Source organism: Streptomyces sp. NPDC051173 (genome assembly GCF_040689515.1).
Classification (GTDB): Bacteria; Actinomycetota; Actinomycetes; order Streptomycetales; family Streptomycetaceae; genus Streptomyces.
The window spans coordinates 74,094-93,561 of sequence record NZ_JBFBBD010000019.1; the positions used below are offsets into that span (position 1 = coordinate 74,094).

1 protein-coding gene (running past one end of the window) is annotated in these 19,468 nt (G+C 75.9%); it reads left to right on the forward strand.

The features are described 5' to 3' along the window. Window positions 1–19,468, forward strand: the 5' portion of a protein-coding gene (locus AB0435_RS13685) for a type I polyketide synthase (protein ID WP_366427034.1). 9,128 nt of this gene lie beyond the right edge of the window; only the first 19,468 of its 28,596 coding nucleotides appear in the window; it begins with the start codon at window positions 1–3; its stop codon lies off the right edge, out of view.

A 19,468-nucleotide genomic window follows, 5' to 3' on the forward strand; every position in this document is an offset into this window, starting at 1 on the left:
ATGGACAAGGAACAGAAGCTCCGGGACTACCTGAAGCGGGCGAGCGCGGATCTGCGGCGTTCCCGGCAGCGGGTGGGCGAACTGGAGGCCGCGGCCCGGGAGCCCATCGCGATCGTGGGCATGAGCTGCCGCTTCCCCGGGGGCGTGACGACTCCCGAGGAACTCTGGTCCATGCTCGTCGCCGGTGAGGAGGGCATCACGGAGTTCCCCGCCGACCGCGGCTGGGAACTGCTGACGGAGGACGCCGGGGACACGCGGAAGTTCTCCGGCGGGTTCCTGCACGACGCGGCCGAGTTCGACGCCGGATTCTTCGGGATCTCCCCGCGCGAGGCCCTCTCGATGGACCCCCAGCAGCGGGTGCTGCTGGAGTCCTCCTGGGAGGCGTTCGAGCGGGCCGGCATCGACCCGGCCGCGGTCCGGGGCACCAAGACGGGTGTGTTCGTCGGGGCCATGCCCCAGGAGTACCGGGTGGGCCCGGAGGACGACGCCCAGGGCTTCGTCCTGACGGGCGGTGCCACCAGCGTCCTTTCGGGCCGGCTCTCCTACTTCTTCGGGGCCGTGGGCCCGGCGGTGACGGTGGACACCGCCTGCTCGTCGTCCCTGGTGGCCCTGCACCTGGCCGCCCACTCCCTGCGCCAGGGCGAGTGCTCCCTGGCGCTGGCCGCGGGCGTCACGGTGATGTCCGCACCCACGACGTTCGTGGAGTTCAGCCGCCAGGGCGGGCTGGCCGCCGACGGGCGCTGCCGCTCCTTCGCCGACGCAGCCAGCGGCACCGGCTGGGCCGAGGGCGCGGGCGTCCTCGTCCTGGAACGGCTCTCGGAGGCCCGGCGCAACGGGCACGAGGTCCTGGCCGTCATCCGAGGCTCCGCCGTCAACCAGGACGGCGCCTCCAACGGCCTGACCGCGCCCAACGGCCCCTCCCAGCAGCGGGTCATCGAGCAGGCGCTGGTCAACGCGCGCCTCTCGGCCGACGAGGTCGACGTCGTCGAGGCGCACGGCACCGGCACCACCCTGGGCGACCCGGTCGAGGCCCAGGCGCTGATCGCGACCTACGGCCGCAACCGCGCCGAGGACCGCCCGCTGCTGCTGGGCTCCGTCAAGTCGAACCTCGGCCACACCCAGGCGGCGGCCGGCATGGCCGGCATCATCAAGATGGTGCTGGCCATGCGGAACAGCACCCTGCCCCGCACGCTTCACGTCGACGCGCCGTCCTCGCACGTCGACTGGTCGGCGGGGACCGTACGGCTGTTGACCGAGCAGGTCCCGTGGCCGCAGGGCGAGCAGCCGCGCCGGGTCGGCATCTCCTCGTTCGGGCTCAGCGGCACCAACGCGCACACGATCCTGGAGGAGCCGCCGGCCGAACAGGCCGCCGAATCCGGGCCGGAGGGAGCGGGGGATACGGCCGCGGACGGCGCACCGGCCGAACTCGCCGCACCTGTCGGACCCGTCGAATCCGTTGAAACCGTCGCCGCCGGCGCTCTCCCGTGGCTGCTCTCCGGCCGTACCCGGGAGGCCCTGAGCGCCCAGGCCGCCAGGCTGCTCGACCTCCTCGCCACCCGTCCCGGCCTCGCGCCCGCGGACGTGGCCTACTCGCTGGCCACGACCCGCTCCGGCTTCGAGCACCGCGCCGCGTTCACCGCCGCCGACCGCGACGGGGCCCTCGAAGCCCTCACCGCGCTGGCCGGCGGCGAACCGGCGCCGAGCGTGGCCCACGGCACCGTGCAGGGCCGCGCCAAGCTCGCCTTCCTCTTCGCCGGCCAGGGCTCCCAGCGGCCGGGCATGGGACGGGAACTCCACGCCCGCTTCCCCGTCTTCGCCGCCGCGCTCGACGAGCTCCTCGCCCACTTCGACCAGGGGCTCGAACGCCCCCTGAAGGACGTGCTGTTCGCCGCCGAGGGCACGCCCGAGGCCGCGCTGCTGAACGAGACCGGCTACGCGCAGCCCGCCCTGTTCGCGATCGAGGTCGCGCTGTACCGGCTGGTCGAATCCCTCGGCGTCAAGCCGGACTTCCTCGCCGGGCACTCCATCGGCGAGATCGCCGCCGCGCACGTGGCAGGGGTCTTCTCGGCGGCCGACGCCGCCGCCCTGGTGCTCGCCCGCGGCCGGCTCATGCAGGCGCTGCCCGCGGGCGGCGTCATGGTCTCGCTGGAAGCGACGGAGGACGAGGTCCTTCCCCTGCTCCAGGACCGGCAGGACCGCGTCTCGATCGCGGCGGTCAACGGACCCGCCGCCCTCGTCGTGGCCGGCGAGGAGGGCGAAGTCGACGCCGTCGCCGCGCACTTCGCCGCACTGGGCCGCAGGACCAAGCGGCTGCAGGTCTCGCACGCCTTCCACTCCCCGCTCATGGAACCCGCGCTGGAGGAGTTCCGCGCCGTCGTCTCCGGCCTCGCGCCGCAGGCGCCCGTCGTCCCGGTCGTCTCCGGCCTGACGGGCACACTCGCCACGGTCGAGCAGCTGACCTCCCCCGACTACTGGGTGGACCACGCCCGTCACGCGGTCCGGTTCGCCGACACCGTGGCCTGGCTCAGCGGCCACGGCGCCGGCACCTTCCTCGAACTGGGCCCCGACGGCGTCCTGTCCGCCATGGCCCGGGCCTGCCTCGACGCCACCGCCGACGACACCTCCGGGACCGTACCCGCCACGCTCGCCGTGCTGCGCCCGGGCCGCCCCGAGGCCGAGACGCTCACCACCGCGCTGGCGGGCCTGCACGTCCGGGGCGTGGCCGTCCAGTGGGAGCCCTGGTTCGCGGGCACCGGCGCCCGGCGCACGGACCTCCCCACCTACGCCTTCCAGCGCCGCCGCTACTGGCCCAAGGGACTGCCCGCGCAGGGCGCCGACGTCCGCGCCGCCGGCCTGGGCGCCGCCCGCCACCCGCTGCTCGCGGCGGCCGTGTCGGTCGCCAACTCCGACGGCCTGCTGCTGACCGGCCGCCTGTCGCTGCGCACCCACCCCTGGCTGGCCGACCACGCGGTGCGCGGCACGGTGCTGCTCCCGGGCACCGCCTTCCTGGAGCTCGCCGTACGGGCGGGTGACGAGACCGGCTGCGGCCGCGTCGAGGAGCTCACCCTGGCCGCACCCCTGGTCCTGCCCGCGGAGGGCGGCGTCCAGGTGCAGGTGTGGGCCGGCAGCCCGGACGAGTCCGGCCGCCGCGCCCTGAGCATCCACTCCCGCCCCGACGGGCCCGAGGAACTCCCCTGGACGCAGCACGCCGCCGGCACCCTCGTCGCCGGTGAGCAGCGCGCCGCCTTCGACGCCACCGTCTGGCCCCCGGCCGGCGCCCAGCCGCTCGACCTCGAAGGCTTCTACGACCGCATCGCGGACGGCGGGTTCGCGTACGGCCCCCTGTTCCGCGGCCTGCGCGCCGCCTGGCGCAGCGGCGACGACGTCTACGCCGAGGTGACGCTGCCGGAGACGGGCGCCTCGGACGCCGTGTCGTCCACCGGCTCCTTCGGTATCCACCCGGCGCTGCTGGACGCCGCGCTGCACGCCTCGGCCTTCGCCGGCCTCGGCGAGCAGGGCCACGGTGGCCTGCCCTTCTCGTGGCAGGACGTGACCCTGCACGCGAGCGGGGCGACGACGGTCCGGGTGCGGCTGACCCGGGCCGACGACGACGCCGTGGCGATCGCCGTCGCCGACACCACGGGCGCCCCGGTGGCCTCCGTCGGCTCGCTCGTCCTGCGCACGATGCCGGACGAGCAACTGACCGCCGCCGCTTCCCTCGTGCGCGACGCCTTGTTCGAGCTGCGCTGGACCCCGCTGCCGGAGTCCGCCGTGGCGGAGCCCGCCGCGGTGGGCGTCCTCGGCCCGGACCTCTTCGGTCTCGCCGGGGCACTGGCCTCGCCGGACCGCACGGTCGTCGCCCTGCCCGGCCCGGACGCCGCCGAGATCCCGGACGTCGTGCTCGCCCCCGTCGCCGGCACCACCGATGACGGACCCGTCGCCTCCGCGCACGCCCTCACCGCCCACGTCCTGGACCAGCTGCGGAGCTGGGTGGAGAGCGAGCGGTGCGCCGGCTCGCGGCTGGTCTTCGTCACCCGCGGCGCGGTCACCACCGACGGCGGTCAGGCGCCGGACCCGGCGGCCGCCGCCGTCTGGGGCCTGGTGCGTGCCGCGCAGGCCGAACACCCGGGCCGCTTCGGCCTGGTGGACCTCGACCCCTCTGGCCCCACTGACCCTGCCGACCCCTCCGGCTTCTCCGCGCCGCAGCTCGCCCGGGCCCTGGCCGCGGACGAGCCGCAGACCGCCCTCCGCGGCGGCGCCGTGCTCGGTGCCCGTCTCTCCCGCGCCCAGGCGCCGGAGAGCGACACGCGGTGGAACCCCGAAGGCACCGTGCTGCTCACCGGCGCCACCGGCGGCCTGGGCCGCGTACTGGCCCGGCACCTGGTCGCCGAGCGCGGCGTACGGCACCTGCTGCTCGTCAGCCGCCGGGGCGCCGCCGCCGAGGGCGCCGACGAGCTCGTCGCCGAACTGACCGGGCACGGCGCGCAGGTCGCCGTGGCGGCCTGTGACCTCGCCGACCGCGCCGCCGTGGAGCGGCTGCTGGCCGACGTGCCCGCCGAGCACCCCGTCACCGCCGTCGTGCACAGCGCCGGCACGCTCGACGACGGTGTCATCGAGTCGCTGACCCCCGAGCGGATCAGCGCCGTCCTGCGGCCCAAGGCCGACGCGGTGTGGCACCTGCACGAGGCCACCCGTGGGCTCGACCTGGCCGCCTTCGTCGTCTTCTCCTCCCTCGCCGGCACCGTGGGCACGCCGGGCCAGGGGAACTACGCCGCCGCGAACGCCTTCATCGACGCCGTCGCCCAACTGCGCCGCGCCGAAGGGCTGCCGGGGCTCTCCCTGGCCTGGGGCCCGTGGGCGCCCACCGGCGGCATGACCGGCGGGCTGACCGACGGCGACCTCCAGCGCCTGGCCCGCATGGGCACGCCCGCGCTCACCGAGGAACAGGGCGTCGCGCTCTTCGACGCCGCGACCGCCACGGCGGCCGCCGTCCTGCTGCCGGTCAGGCTCGACCTGTCCGTCCTGCGGGTCCGGGGCGAGGTGCCGGCGCTGATGCGCGGCCTCGTCCGCACCCCCGTCCGCCGCTCGGTGGTCTCCGGCTCGGAGACGGCCGTGAGCCTCGTCCAGCAGCTGTCCCGGCTGGAGGAGGCCGACCGCGACGAGGTGGTGCGCGACCTCGTGGCCGGGCAGGTGGCCGCCGTGCTCGGCCACTCCGGCGCCGCCGAGATCGACGCGGAGCGCCCGTTCAGGGAGCTGGGCTTCGACTCGCTCACCGCCGTGGAACTGCGCAACCGGCTGCGTACGGCCACCGGTCTGCGCACCGCGGCCACGGCGATCTTCGACTACCCGACCGTCGCCGCGCTCGCCGCGCACGTCCTCGGCGAGCTCATGGGCTCCGAAGCCGCCACCACGGCGGCCGCCCCCCGCGCCGCCGGCGACCAGGATCCCATCGTCGTCGTCGGCATGAGCTGCCGCTACCCGGGCGGCGTCGCCTCGCCCGAGGACCTGTGGCGACTCGTCAGCGAGGGCACCGACGCCGTCTCGGGCCTGCCCACCGACCGCGGCTGGGACCTGGACGCCCTCTACGACCCGGACCCGGACCACCTCGGCACCTCGTACACCCGCTTCGGCGGATTCCTGCACGAGGCGCCCGAGTTCGACCCCGCCTTCTTCGGCATGAGCCCCCGCGAGGCGCTGGCCACCGACTCGCAGCAGCGACTGCTGCTGGAGGCGTCCTGGGAGGCCGTCGAGCGCGCCGGCATCGACCCGGTGTCCCTGCGGGGCAGCCGCACCGGCGTGTTCGCCGGCGTCATGTACAACGACTACGCCGCGACGCTCGCCGGTGGCCAGTTCGAGGGCCACCAGGGCAGCGGCACCTCGCCGAGCGTCGCCTCCGGCCGCGTGTCCTACACCCTCGGGCTGGAGGGCCCCGCCGTCACCGTCGACACGGCGTGCTCGTCCTCGCTCGTCGCCATGCACTGGGCGATGCAGGCGCTGCGCGCGGGGGAGTGCTCGCTCGCCCTGGCCGGCGGCGTCACCGTGATGTCCACGCCGGGCGCCCTCATCGAGTTCTCCCGGCAGCGCGGCCTGTCGCCCGACGGGCGCTGCAAGGCCTTCTCCGACAGCGCCGACGGCGTCGGCTGGGCCGAGGGCGTGGGCGTGCTCGTCCTCGAACGGCTCTCCGACGCCCAGCGCAACGGGCACCGGATCCTGGCCGTCGTACGGGGCTCCGCCGTCAACCAGGACGGCGCGTCCAACGGCCTGACCGCCCCCAACGGCCCGTCGCAGCAGCGGGTGATCCGCCAGGCGCTGGCCGGCGCCGGCCTGTCCGTCGCGGACGTCGACGCGGTGGAGGCGCACGGCACCGGCACCACGCTCGGCGACCCCATCGAGGCCCAGGCCCTGCTCGCCACCTACGGACAGGACCGCGACCCGGCACGACCGCTGCTGCTGGGCTCCGTGAAGTCCAACATCGGCCACACCCAGGCGGCGGCCGGCGTCGCCGGCATCATCAAGATGATCATGGCCATGGACCGTGGCGTGCTGCCCCGCACCCTGCACGCCGACGAGCCGTCCTCGCACGTCGAGTGGGACGCCGGAGCCGTACGGCTGCTCACCGAGGAGACCCCCTGGCCGCAGACGGGCCGGCCGCGCCGCGCCGGAGTCTCCTCCTTCGGCTTCAGCGGCACGAACGCCCACATCGTGCTGGAGGAGCCCCCGGCCGCCCCCGCCCCGCGCGACGAGCCCGGACAGCCGCCGCTCGTGCCCGCCGTCGCACCGTGGATCCTCTCCGGCAGGAGCCGGGCGGCGCTCCGGGACCAGGCGGCCCGCCTGCGGTCCTTCCTCGACGACCGCCCGGCGTACGACCCGGCCGACGTCGGCCTGTCCCTCGCCACCACCCGCTCGGCCTTCGACCAGCGGGCCGTCGTCACCGGCGACCGCGACGAACTGCTGCGCGCGCTCGCCGCGCTGGCCGCCGACCGGCCCGACGCCGCCCTGACCGAGGGCGAGGTCGGCGGCGCCGGCAAGCTGGCCGTGGTGTTCTCCGGGCAGGGCAGCCAGCGCCCCGGCGCCGGCCGTGAACTCGCCGCCCGCTTCCCCGCGTTCGCCCGGGCCGTCGACGAGGTGACCGCCGCCCTCGACCCGCACCTGGACCGCCCCCTCAAGGACGTCCTGTTCGCGGAGGAGGGCACCCCCGAGGCGGAGCTGCTGGGCCGCACCGAGTGGACCCAGCCCGCGCTGTTCGCCATCGGCGTCGCGCTCCACCGCCTGCTGCGCACCTGGGGCATCCGCCCCGACGTGCTGCTCGGCCACTCCATCGGAGAGATCACCGCCGCGCACGTCGCGGGCGTCCTCTCGCTGACCGACGCGGCCCGCCTGGTGACCGCGCGGGGACGGCTGATGCAGGAGCTGCCCGCCGGCGGCGCGATGATCTCGCTCCAGGCCGCCGAGGACGAACTCGCGCCGCTGCTCGCCGGGCGCGAGCACGAGGTCTCCATCGCCGCCGTCAACGGCCCCCGCAGCGTCGTGGTCGCCGGTGACCTGGCCGCCGTCGAGGAGATCGCCGCCCACTTCACCGCCCAGGGCCGCAAGACCAAGCGCCTTGAGGTCAGCCACGCCTTCCACTCGCCGCTCATGGAGCCCGCGCTCGACGGGCTGCGCGAGGTCGCCGCCGGGCTCACCTACCACGCGCCGGACGTGACCGTCGTCTCCGGCCTGACCGGGCGCCCCGCCACCGACGACGAGCTGCGCTCCGCCGACTACTGGGTCGCGCACGCCCGCGGCGCCGTCCGCTTCGCCGACACCATGCGCGCCGCGCACGAATGCGGTGCCGGCACCTTCCTCGAACTCGGCCCCGACAGCGTGCTGTCGGCCGCCGCCCAGGACGCCCTCGGCGACGACGCGGACGCGCACATCGTCCCGATGCTGCGCACCGGGCGCGGCGAGGAGCGCTGCGCGGCCACCGCGCTCGCCCGCCTGCACGTCCACGGCACGGCCGTCGACTGGCCGGCGTACTTCGCCGGCACCGGGGCGCGCACCGTGGAACTGCCCACGTACGCCTTCCAGCACGAGCGCTACTGGCCCGAGACCGCCCCGGCGGTCCACGCGCCGCAGGCCGCCGCCGACCCCGCGGACGCCGAGCTGTGGAGCGCCGTCGAACGCGGCGACGCCGCGGGCCTCGCCGGCCTGCTGGGCCTGCGCGACGAGCAGCACGCCTCCCTCTACGCGCTGCTGCCCGCCCTGTCGTCCTGGCGCCAGCTCCGGCAGGAGAAGGCGCTGCTGGACTCCACCCGCTACCAGATCGCCTGGCGGCCCGTCCGGGCCTCCGCCGCACCCGTCCTCGACGGCACCTGGCTGGTCGTCACCGCCGAGGGGACCGACGGCGACGAGGTCCTGGACGCGCTGCGCGGCCACGGCGCCCAGTTCGAGACCCTCGTCCTGGAACACCGCCCCGACCGCGCCGGGCTCGCCGCCCGGCTCACCGCCGCCCGCGGCGAGGAACGGACCTTCTCCGGTGTCCTGTCCCTCCTCCCGCTGGCCGACAGCGCGGACCGGGCCGCCCGGCCGCTCGGGGCCGAGCCGCCGGCCGGACTCGCCCTCACCCTCGTCCTGATCCAGGCACTCGCCGACACCGGATCCGGCGCCCCCCTCTGGTCCCTGACCCGGGGCGCGGTCTCCACCGGCCCCGCCGACCCGCTCACCGACCCCCTCCAGGCGGCGGTCTGGGGCCTGGGCCGCGTCGCCGCCCTGGAGCACCCGCAGCTGTGGCGGGGCCTGATCGACCTGCCGGCCGTCCTCGACGCGCCCGCCACCCAGCACCTCGTGAGCGCCCTCGCCGCGCGCAGCGGCGAGGACCAGCTCGCGATCCGCACGGCCGGCGCGTACGGCCGGCGCCTCGTGCGCCACCCGCTCGCCGAACTGCCCCCGGCCGACGCCTTCACCGCCCGCGGCACCGTGCTCGTCACCGGCGGCACCGGGGCGCTCGGCGCCGAGGTCGCCCGCTGGCTCGCCCGCAGCGGCGCCGAGCACCTCCTGCTCACCAGCCGCCGCGGCCCCGACGCCCCCGGCGCCGGCGAACTGGCCGCCGAACTCGCGGACCTGGGCGCCCGCGTCACCATCGCGGCCTGCGACACCGCCGACCGCGACGCGCTCGCCGCGCTGCTGGCCTCCGTACCCGACGAGCACCCGCTGACCGGTGTCGTGCACGCGGCCGGCGTCGGCCAGGCGGCCCCCCTCGCGGAGACCCCCCTCGACGACGCCGCGGCGACGATGGCCGCGAAGCTGCTCGGCGCCGCCCACCTGGACGCCCTCCTCGACGGCCACGACCTCGACTTCTTCGTCCTGGTCTCCTCGATCGCCGGAGTCTGGGGCAGCGCGGGACAGAGCGCCTACGGCGCCGCCAACGCCTACCTCGACGCCCTCGCCGAACACCGGCGCGCCCGCGGCCTGGCCGCGACCTCCGTGGCCTGGGGCCCCTGGGCCGAGGCCGGCATGGCCACCCACGAGGGCTTCGCCGACCAGCTCCTCAAGCGCGGGCTGCGCCTGCTCGCCCCCGCCGCGGCCATCGCCGAACTGCGGCGCGCGGTCGTCCAGGACGACGTCACCGTCACGGTCGCCGACATCGACTGGGAGCGCTACCACCCCGTCTTCACCTCCACGCGCCCCAGCGTCCTCTTCGACGAGCTGACCGACGTCCAGGCCCTCGCGCACGCCGAAGGCGAGAGCGCCGCGCCGGAGTTCGCCGCGCGGCTGCGGGGCCTCGACGAGGCCGGCCAGGAGCGGCTGCTGACCGACCTGGTGCGCACCGAGGCGGCCGTGGTGCTCGGCCACGACTCCGCCGAGGGCGTCACGGAGCGGCGCGCGTTCCGCGAGGCGGGCTTCGACTCGCTGACCGCCGTCGAGCTGCGCAAGCGGCTGGCCGCGCTCACCGGCCTGTCCCTGCCTGCCACCCTGGTGTTCGACTACCCGACCCCGGCCGCCCTCGCCCGTCACCTGCGCGCCGAACTCCTCGGCGCGGAGGGCGCGGTGGCGGTCCCCGCGGCCGTGCCCGCGGCGAGCCTCGACGAGCCCATCGCCATCGTCGGCATGAGCTGCCGCTTCCCCGGCGGCGTCCGCTCCCCGCAGCAGTTCTGGGAGCTCGTCTCCGAAGGCACCGACGCCATCACCGACTTCCCCGTCAACCGCGGCTGGGACACCGGCCTCTACCACCCCGACCCCGACAACCCCGGCACGACGTACTCCACCCAGGGCGGCTTCCTGCACGACGCGGGCGAGTTCGACGCCGCCTTCTTCGGCATCTCGCCGCGCGAGGCGGTCTCCATGGACCCCCAGCAGCGGCTGCTGCTGGAGACCACCTGGGAGGCGTTCGAGCAGGCCGGCATCGACCCCACCGGCCTCCACGGCAGCCCGACCGGGGCCTTCATCGGCTCCACCTATCAGGAGTACGGGTTCGGCGTCGACGACGGCTCCGCCGGCCATCTGGTGACCGGCACCAGCCCGAGCGTGCTCTCCGGACGGCTCTCCTACCTCTTCGGGCTGGAAGGCCCGGCGGTCACCGTCGACACGGCCTGCTCCTCGTCCCTGGTCGCCCTGCACCTGGCCTGCCAGTCGCTGCGCAACGGCGAGAGCTCCCTGGCCCTGGCCGGCGGCGCGACCGTGATGACCAACCCGAACCCGTTCGTCGCCTTCAGCCGGCAGCGGGCCCTCGCGGGCGACGGCCGCTGCAAGGCGTTCTCCGACGGCGCCGACGGCATGACGCTCGCCGAAGGCGTCGGCATCCTCGTCCTGGAGCGGCTCTGCGACGCCCGCCGCAACGGGCACGAGGTCCTCGCCGTCGTGCGGGGCTCGGCCATCAACCAGGACGGCGCCTCCAACGGCCTGTCCGCGCCCAACGGCCCGTCCCAGCAGCGCGTCATCCGCCAGGCCCTCGCCAACGCCGGGCTCGCCCCCGGCGACATCGACGCCGTCGAGGCCCACGGCACCGGCACCGCCCTCGGTGACCCCATCGAGGCCCAGGCCCTGCTCGCCGCCTACGGCCGCGACCGTGACACCGCGCAGCCGCTGCTGCTGGGCTCCGTGAAGTCCAACATCGGCCACACCCAGTCGGCGGCCGGAGTCGCCGGCATCATCAAGATGGTCATGGCCCTGCGCCACGGCCAACTGCCCCGCACCCTGCACGCGGACGCGCCCTCCACGCACGTCGACTGGACGTCCGGCACGGTCTCCCTGCTGACCGACGGGGCCGACTGGCCCGAGGGCGAGCGCCCGCGCCGCTGCGCGGTCTCCTCCTTCGGCATCAGCGGAACCAACGCCCACACGGTCCTCGAAGAGGCGCCCCGGCCGCAGGAGTCGGCCCCCGCGCCGGAGACCGCGACGGTGCCCCCGGCCGGCGGCGTCATCCCCTGGGTGCTGTCCGCCCGGACCCCCGGAGCCCTGCGCGCCCAGGCGGCCCAGCTCGCCGCCCACCTCGACGGCACGTCCGTGGCCGCCCTCGACGTCGGCCATTCCCTGCTGACCTCCCGCACGCTCTTCGAACACCGCGCCGTCGTCGTCGGCACCGGCGGCGACGAGGCGAGGGCCGCCCTCGGCGCCCTCGACGAAGGACGCTCGCTCCCCGGCGTCGTCCAGGGTGTCGCCGACACCGACGGCAAGACCGTGTTCGTCTTCCCCGGCCAGGGCTCCCAGTGGGCCGGCATGGGTGCCCGGCTGCTGGAGGAGTCACCGGTCTTCGCCGAGCGCCTGGCCGAGTGCGCCACGGCCCTGTCCGCGTTCGTCGACTGGTCGCTGCTCGACGTCATCCGCCAGGCCGAGGGCGCGCCCACCCTGGACCGCGTCGACGTCGTCCAGCCCGCCTCGTGGGCCGTCATGGTCTCCCTGGCCGAGATGTGGCGTGCCCACGGCGTCACCCCCGACGCCGTCGCCGGCCACTCGCAGGGCGAGATCGCCGCGGCCGCCGTCGCCGGCGTCCTGTCACTGGAGGACGCCGCCCGCGTGGTGGCGCTGCGCAGCCAGGCCATCGGCCGCGTACTGGCCGGATCCGGCGGCATGATGTCGGTCCCGCTGCCCGTGGCCGACGTCGAGCGGCGCCTTCGCGCCTACGAGGGCCTGTCCGTCGCCGCCGTCAACGGACCCCGGTCCGTCGTCGTCTCCGGCGCCCCCGGCCCGCTGGACGCCCTGCAGGCCGAGCTGGCCGCCGAGGACGTCCGTGCCAAGCGCGTCGCCGTGGACTACGCCTCGCACTCCGCGCAGGTCGAGCTGCTGCGCGACGAACTGCGTACGGTCCTCGCCCCCGTCCGCCCCCGCCCCGCGCAGGTGCCCTTCTTCTCCACCGTCACCGGCGACTGGCTGGACGACACCACCGGCACGGACGCCGACTACTGGTACACCAACCTCCGCGGGACCGTCCGTTTCGAGCCCGCCATGCGGGAGCTCCTCGCCCAGGGGCACCGCTTCTTCATCGAGGTCAGCTCCCACCCGGTGCTGTCCATGGCCGTCCAGGAGACGGCCGAGGACGCCGGCCGCCCGGCGGTCGTGCTCGGCACGCTCCGGCGCGACACCGGCGGCACCGACCGCTTCCTGACCTCCCTGGCCGAGGCGTTCGTCCGGGGCGCCACCGCCGACTGGTCCCGCGTCCTCGACGGCACCGGCGCCCACCGCGTGCCCCTGCCGACGTACGCCTTCCAGCGCGAACACCTGTGGGCCATCCCGGCCAAGCCGCGCAGGACACACGAGGAGGCCCCGGCCGACGCCGAGTTCTGGACGGCGGTCGAGGACGAGGACGTCGACTCCCTCGCCTCCAGCCTGCGCCTCGACCGCGCCCAGCTGGCCCCGGTGCTCCCGGCCCTGTCGCACTGGCGCAAGCACCGCCGCGACCTGTCGACCGTGGACTCCTGGCGCTACCGCGCCACCTGGAAGCCGCTCACGGGCCTGCCCCAGGCGACCCTGACCGGCACCTGGCTGGTCGTCACCGCCGAGGGCGTCGCCACCGACGAGCTCACGGAGACCCTCGCCGCCCACGGCGCGGACCCGCGCACCCTCGTCCTGGACGGCACCCGCGCCGACCGCGCGGCCCTGGCCGCGCGCCTGTCCGGGCTCGACGACGCCGCGGACCTCACGGGCGTGGTGTCCCTGCTGGCCGGCGCCGAGGACCCGGACACGGACCACCCGGCGCTCACCTCCGGGCTCGCCCTGACCGTCTCGCTCGTCCAGGCGCTCGGCGACGCCGGGATCGAGGCACCCCTGTGGTGCCTGACCCGCGGTGCCGTCTCCACCGGCCGCGCCGACCGGCTGACCCGCCCGGCCCAGGCCCAGATCCTCGGCCTCGGCTGGACGGCCGCCCTCGAACACCCGCAGCGCTGGGGCGGCTTGGTCGACCTGCCCGAACAACTCGACCGGCGGGCCGGCGAACGACTGGCCGCCGTCCTCACCGGCCGCACCGGCGAGGACCAGCTCGCCGTACGCGCCTCGGGCGTCCTCGCCCGCCGCGTCGTGCGCGCCACCCCCGCGGACCCCGCCCCGGCCACCCCCTGGACGCCCCGCGGCACCACCCTCGTCACCGGCGGCACCGGCACCCTCGCACCCCACCTGGCCCGCTGGCTGGCCGGCCAGGGCGCCGAGCACATCGTGCTCACCAGCCGCCGCGGCCCGGCCGCGCCCGGCGCGGCGGACCTCCTGCGGGAACTGGCCGAGCTCGGCTGCGAAGCCACCGCCGTCGCCTGCGACCTGACCGACCGCGACGCGGTCGCCGGCATGCTCGACGCGCTCAAGGCCGAAGGACGCACCGTCCGCACGGTCGTGCACACCGCCGTGAACATCGAGCTCGCACCGCTCGCCGAGACGACCCTCGACGACTTCGCGCGGGTCATGGACGCGAAGGTCACCGGCGCCCGCCACCTCGACGAACTCCTCGACGACGACGAGCTCGACGCCTTCGTCCTGTACTCCTCCACCGCCGGCATGTGGGGCAGCGGCGCGCACGCCGCCTACGTCGCCGGCAACGCCTACCTCAACGCCCTCGCCGAGCACCGCCGTGCCCGCGGGGCCCACGCCACCGCCGTCTCCTGGGGCATCTGGGCCGACGACATGAAGCTCGGCCGCGTCGACCCCGGGCAGATCCGCCGCAGCGGACTCGTCTTCATGGAGCCCCAACTGGCCCTCACCGGGCTGCGGCAGGCACTCGACGACGGCGAGACGGTCCTCGCCATCGCCGACGTGGACTGGGAGCGCTACCACCCCGTCTTCACCTCCGCCCGGCCCACCGCGCTCTTCGAGGACGTGCCCGAGGCCCAGCGCCTGGAGGAGGACCGGGACCAGGCCCCGGCCTCCGGCGGCGAGTTCGCCGCCCGGCTCCTCGGCCTGACCGCCGCCGAACAGGACCGCCTCCTGCTGGACCTCGTCCGGGGCGAGGCGGCCACCGCGCTGGGCCACGCCTCACCCGACGTGCTGTCCGAGCAGCGGGCCTTCCGCGACGTCGGCTTCGACTCGCTCACCGCCGTCGACCTGCGCAACCGCATCGCCGCCGTCACCGGCCTCGCCCTGCCGAGCACCATGGTCTTCGACCACCCCAACCCGCTCGCACTCGTCGCCTTCCTGCGCGACGCCCTCGCGGGCACCCGCACCGGGGACGCCGGAGCCACCCGCACCACCACCGCCCCCGCCGCCGACGAACCCCTCGCCATCATCGGCATGAGCTGCCGCTACCCCGGCGGCGTCGGCTCCCCCGAGGAGCTGTGGAAGCTCATCACCGAAGGCGGCGACGCCACCGGCGAGTTCCCCACCGACCGCGGCTGGGACACCGACGGCCTCTACGACCCCGACCCCGACCGGCCGGGCCACACCTACTCGACCCGCGGCGGGTTCCTCCACGACGCCGCCGACTTCGACGCCTCCTTCTTCGGCATCTCGCCGCGCGAGGCCCTCGCCATGGACCCCCAGCAGCGCCTGCTGCTGGAGACCTCCTGGGAGGCCATGGAACGCGCCGGAATCGACCCCGCCACCCTGCGCGGCAGCAGCACCGGCACCTTCATCGGCGCCAGCTACCAGCACTACGCCGCGGGCAGCACCGGCCCCGAGGGCGCCGAGGGACACCTGATCACCGGCACCATCGCCAGCGTCCTGTCCGGCCGTCTGTCCTACACCTACGGCTTCGAGGGCCCGGCCGTCACGCTCGACACCGCCTGCTCCTCCTCGCTCGTCGCCCTGCACCTGGCCTGCCAGTCGCTGCGCAACGGCGAGAGCTCGCTGGCCCTCGCGGGCGGCGTCAGCATCATGTCCACGCCGGGCGCCTTCATCGGCTTCAGCCGGCAGCGGGCGATGGCCGCCGACGGCCGCTGCAAGGCCTACTCCGACCAGGCCGACGGCATGAGCCTGGCCGAAGGCGTCGGTCTCGTCCTCGTCGAACGCCTCTCCGACGCCCGGCGCAACGGGCACGAGGTCCTGGCCGTCATCCGGGGCTCCGCCGTCAACCAGGACGGCGCCTCCAACGGCCTGACCGCGCCCAACGGCCCCTCCCAGCAGCGGGTCATCCGCCAGGCACTCGCCGACGCCGGCGTCGCCGCCACCGAGGTCGACGTCGTCGACGGCCACGGCACCGGCACCGCCCTGGGCGACCCCATCGAGGCCCAGGCCCTGCTCGCCACGTACGGCCAGGGCCGCGACCCCGAACACCCGCTGCTCCTCGGCTCCGTGAAGTCCAACATCGGCCACACGCAGATGGCCTCCGGCGTCGCCAGTGTCATCAAGATGGTCATGGCCCTGCGTCACGGAACCGCCCCGCACACCCTGCACGTCGACCGGCCCTCCTCGCACGTCGACTGGGACGCCGGAGCCGTCCGGCTGCTCACCGAGCCGCTGGCCTGGCCGAGCACCGGACACCCGCGCCGCGCGGGCGTCTCCTCCTTCGGCCTCAGCGGCACCAACGCCCACACCATCCTCGAACAGGCGCCGGAAGAGACACCCGAAGAGGACACCACCACTGCGGCCGCCCCGGCCGACCCCACCGCCGTCCCCCTGATCCTGTCCGGGCGCACGGAAGCGGGCCTGCGCGCCCAGGCCGGCCGGCTCCTGTCCCACCTCACCGACCGGCCCGGCACCCCGCTCACCGACCTCGCCTTCTCCCTCGCCACCTCCCGGGCCGCCCTGGAGCAGCGCGCGGCCGTCGTCACCGACGACCACGTCACGCTCGTCCACGCCCTGACCGCCCTGCGCGACGGCACCCCCGACGGCGGCCTGCTCACCGGCGACCGGGACCACGGCCGCCTGGCCTTCCTCTTCACCGGCCAGGGCAGCCAGCGCCCGGGTATGGGACGCGAGCTCTACGACCGCCACCCCGTCTACGCCGAGGCCCTCGACGCCGTACTGGCCCGCTTCGACCTGGAACTCGACCGCCCGCTGCGGGAGATCCTCTTCGCCGCCCCGGGCACCCCCGAGGCCGCGCTGCTCGACGACACCGGCTACACCCAGCCGGCCCTCTTCGCCCTCGAAGTGGCCCTGTTCCGGCTCGCCGAGTCCTGGGGCCTGCGCCCCGACTACGTCGCCGGGCACTCCATCGGCGAGTTCGCCGCCGCGCACGCGGCCGGAGTCCTCTCCCTGGAGGACGCCTGCACCCTCGTCGCGGCACGCGGCCGGCTGATGGCCGCCCTGCCCGCGGGCGGCGCCATGGTCTCCGTCGAGGCCACCGAGGACGAGGTGCTTCCCCTGCTCGACGCGTACGACGGGCGCGTCTCCGTCGCCGCGCTCAACACCCCCGCGTCCCTGGTCGTCGCGGGCGACGAGGACGCGGTGCTCGCCCTCGCGGCCGGCTTCGAGGAGCGCGGCCGCCGCACCAAGCGGCTGCGCGTCAGCCACGCCTTCCACTCGCCGCACATGGACGCGATGCTGGAGGACTTCGCCCGCGTCGCCGCCGGCATCACCTACGGCGCGCCCGCGCTGCCGTTCGTGTCCACCGTCACCGGCACGCTCGTCACCGCCGAAGAGCTCCGCTCACCGGAATACTGGACCGGCCAGGTCCGCGCCACCGTCCGCTTCGCCGACGCCGTACGCGAGCTCACCGGGCAGGGCGTGACCACCTTCCTGGAGCTCGGCCCCGACGGGGTGCTCAGCGGCGCGGTCCGCGGCACCGCGGGCGAGGACACCCCCGTCGAGGCGATCCCGGCCCTGCGCCGCGACCGCCCCGAGGCCCCCGCGCTCACCACGGCCCTCGCCCGGCTCCACGTCCGCGGCACAGGGGTCGACTGGGACGCCGTGTTCGCCGGTGCCGGCGCCCGCCGGACCGACCTGCCCACCTACGCCTTCCAGCGCGAGCGCTTCTGGCTCGACCCCGCGGCCCCGGCCACCGCTCCGGCGGGCCCCGCCGACGACGCGGACACCGAGTTCTGGTCGGCGGTCGAGCGCGCGGACATCCCCTCCCTGAGCTCCTCCCTGCAACTGGACGACGCCACCCTCACCGCCGTCGTGCCCGCCCTGTCGTCCTGGCGCCGCAAGCGCCGCGAACGCTCCACCGTCGACAGCTGGCGCTACCGGGCCACGTGGAAGCCCCTGACCGGAGCCTCCGCACCCGGCACCGCACGCCCGGCCGGCACCTGGCTGGTGCTCGCACCGGCCGGCGCCGCCGACCCGGCGTGGCTCGACGCGGCCGTCGGCGCCCTCGCCACCGACACCGTCCGGGTCGAGGTCGCCACCCCGCAGCGTGCGGCCCTGGCCGACCGCCTGCGCGAACTGACCGCAGAGGGAGTCGAGTTCACGGGTGTGCTGTCCCTGCTGGCCGTGGACGACGAGGACGGGCGGGACGCCTCCGACGTGCCCACCGGCCTGCTGCTGACGGCGACCGCCGTCCAGGCGCTGGGCGACGCCGCCGTCGAGGCACCCCTGTGGTGCGTCACGCGCGGCGCCGTGGCGGTCGGCCGCTCCGAGCAGCTCGCCCGCCCCGCCCAGGCAGCCGTCTGGGGCCTCGGCCGGGTGGTCGCCCTGGAACACCCCGAGCGCTGGGGCGGCCTCGTCGACCTCCCCGACGAGCTCGCCGACACCACCCTGCGCCGACTGGCCGCCGTCCTCACGGGCGGCGCCGACGAGGACCAGGTCGCCGTACGCGCCACCGCGACGTTCGCCCGGCGGCTGGCCCACCACCCCGTCGGGGACGCCCCCGCGCCCGGTGGGTTCCGGCCCACCGGCACCGTGCTCGTCACCGGCGGCACCGGAGCCCTGGGCGGCAGCGTCGCCCGCTGGCTCGCCGCACGCGGCGCCCGGCACCTGCTGCTCGTCAGCCGCCGCGGCGCCGACGCGCCCGGCGCCACGGAACTGAGCGCCGAACTCACCGCGCTCGGCAGCCGCGTCACCCTGGCCGCCTGCGACACCGCCGACCGGGACGCGCTCACCGCCGTACTCGCCGCGATCCCCGGGGAACACCCGCTCACCGCGGTGTTCCACACCGCCGGCACCGTCGACGACGGCACCGTGGACGCCCTCACCCCCGAGAAGTTCACCGCCGTCCTGCGCGCCAAGGTCACCGCCACCCTCAACCTGCACGAGGCGACCCGGGACCACGGCCTCACCGCCTTCGTCCTCTTCTCCTCCGTCGCCGGCACCCTCGGCGCCCCCGGCCAGGGCAACTACGCCGCCGCCAACGCCTTCCTCGACGCCTTCGCCGAGCACCGCCGCGGCCACGGCCTGCCCGCGACCTCCCTCGGCTGGGGCCCCTGGGCCGAGGCCGGCATGGCCGCCGACGGATCCGGCGTCGAGAACCGCGTCCGCCGGGGCGGCTTCACCCCCATGGCACCCGCACTCGCCCTCACGGCGATGGGCCACGCCATCGAACACGGGGACACCGCCACGACCCTCGCCGACATCGACTGGGAGCGCTACGCGGACGCGTTCACCGCACTCCGCCCCAACCCCTTCGTCGGCGACCTCCCCGAACTGCGCCGGACCGGTGCCACGACCCCCGCCGGCACACCCGGGGCCACCCCGCGCGAACCGGCCCTGCGCCAGCGGCTCGCCGGACTCTCCCCGGCCGCGCGCCCCGGCGCCGTCCTGGACCTCCTGCGCGGACAGGTGGCCGCGGTACTCGGCCACTCCGGCACCGGCGCCATCGGCGCGGACCAGGCCTTCAGCGACCTCGGCTTCGACTCGCTGACCATCGTCGAACTGCGCAACGCCCTGACCGCCACCACCGGGCTGAAGCTGCCCGCGACCCTCGTCTACGACCACCCGACCCCGCGCGCCCTCGCCGGGTTCCTGCTCACCGAACTCCTGGGGGCCCTCCCCGAATCCGGCCCGGCCGTACCGGCCACGTCCGGCCGGGCGGCCGACGACGACCCGATCGTCGTGGTCGGCATGAACTGCCGCTTCCCCGGCGGCATCCGGTCCCCCGAGGACCTCTGGCAGCTGCTGATCCGCGGCGGGGACGCCATCTCCGGATTCCCCGCGGACCGCGGCTGGGACCTCGCCGGACTCGCCCGCGGAGCCTCGGCGA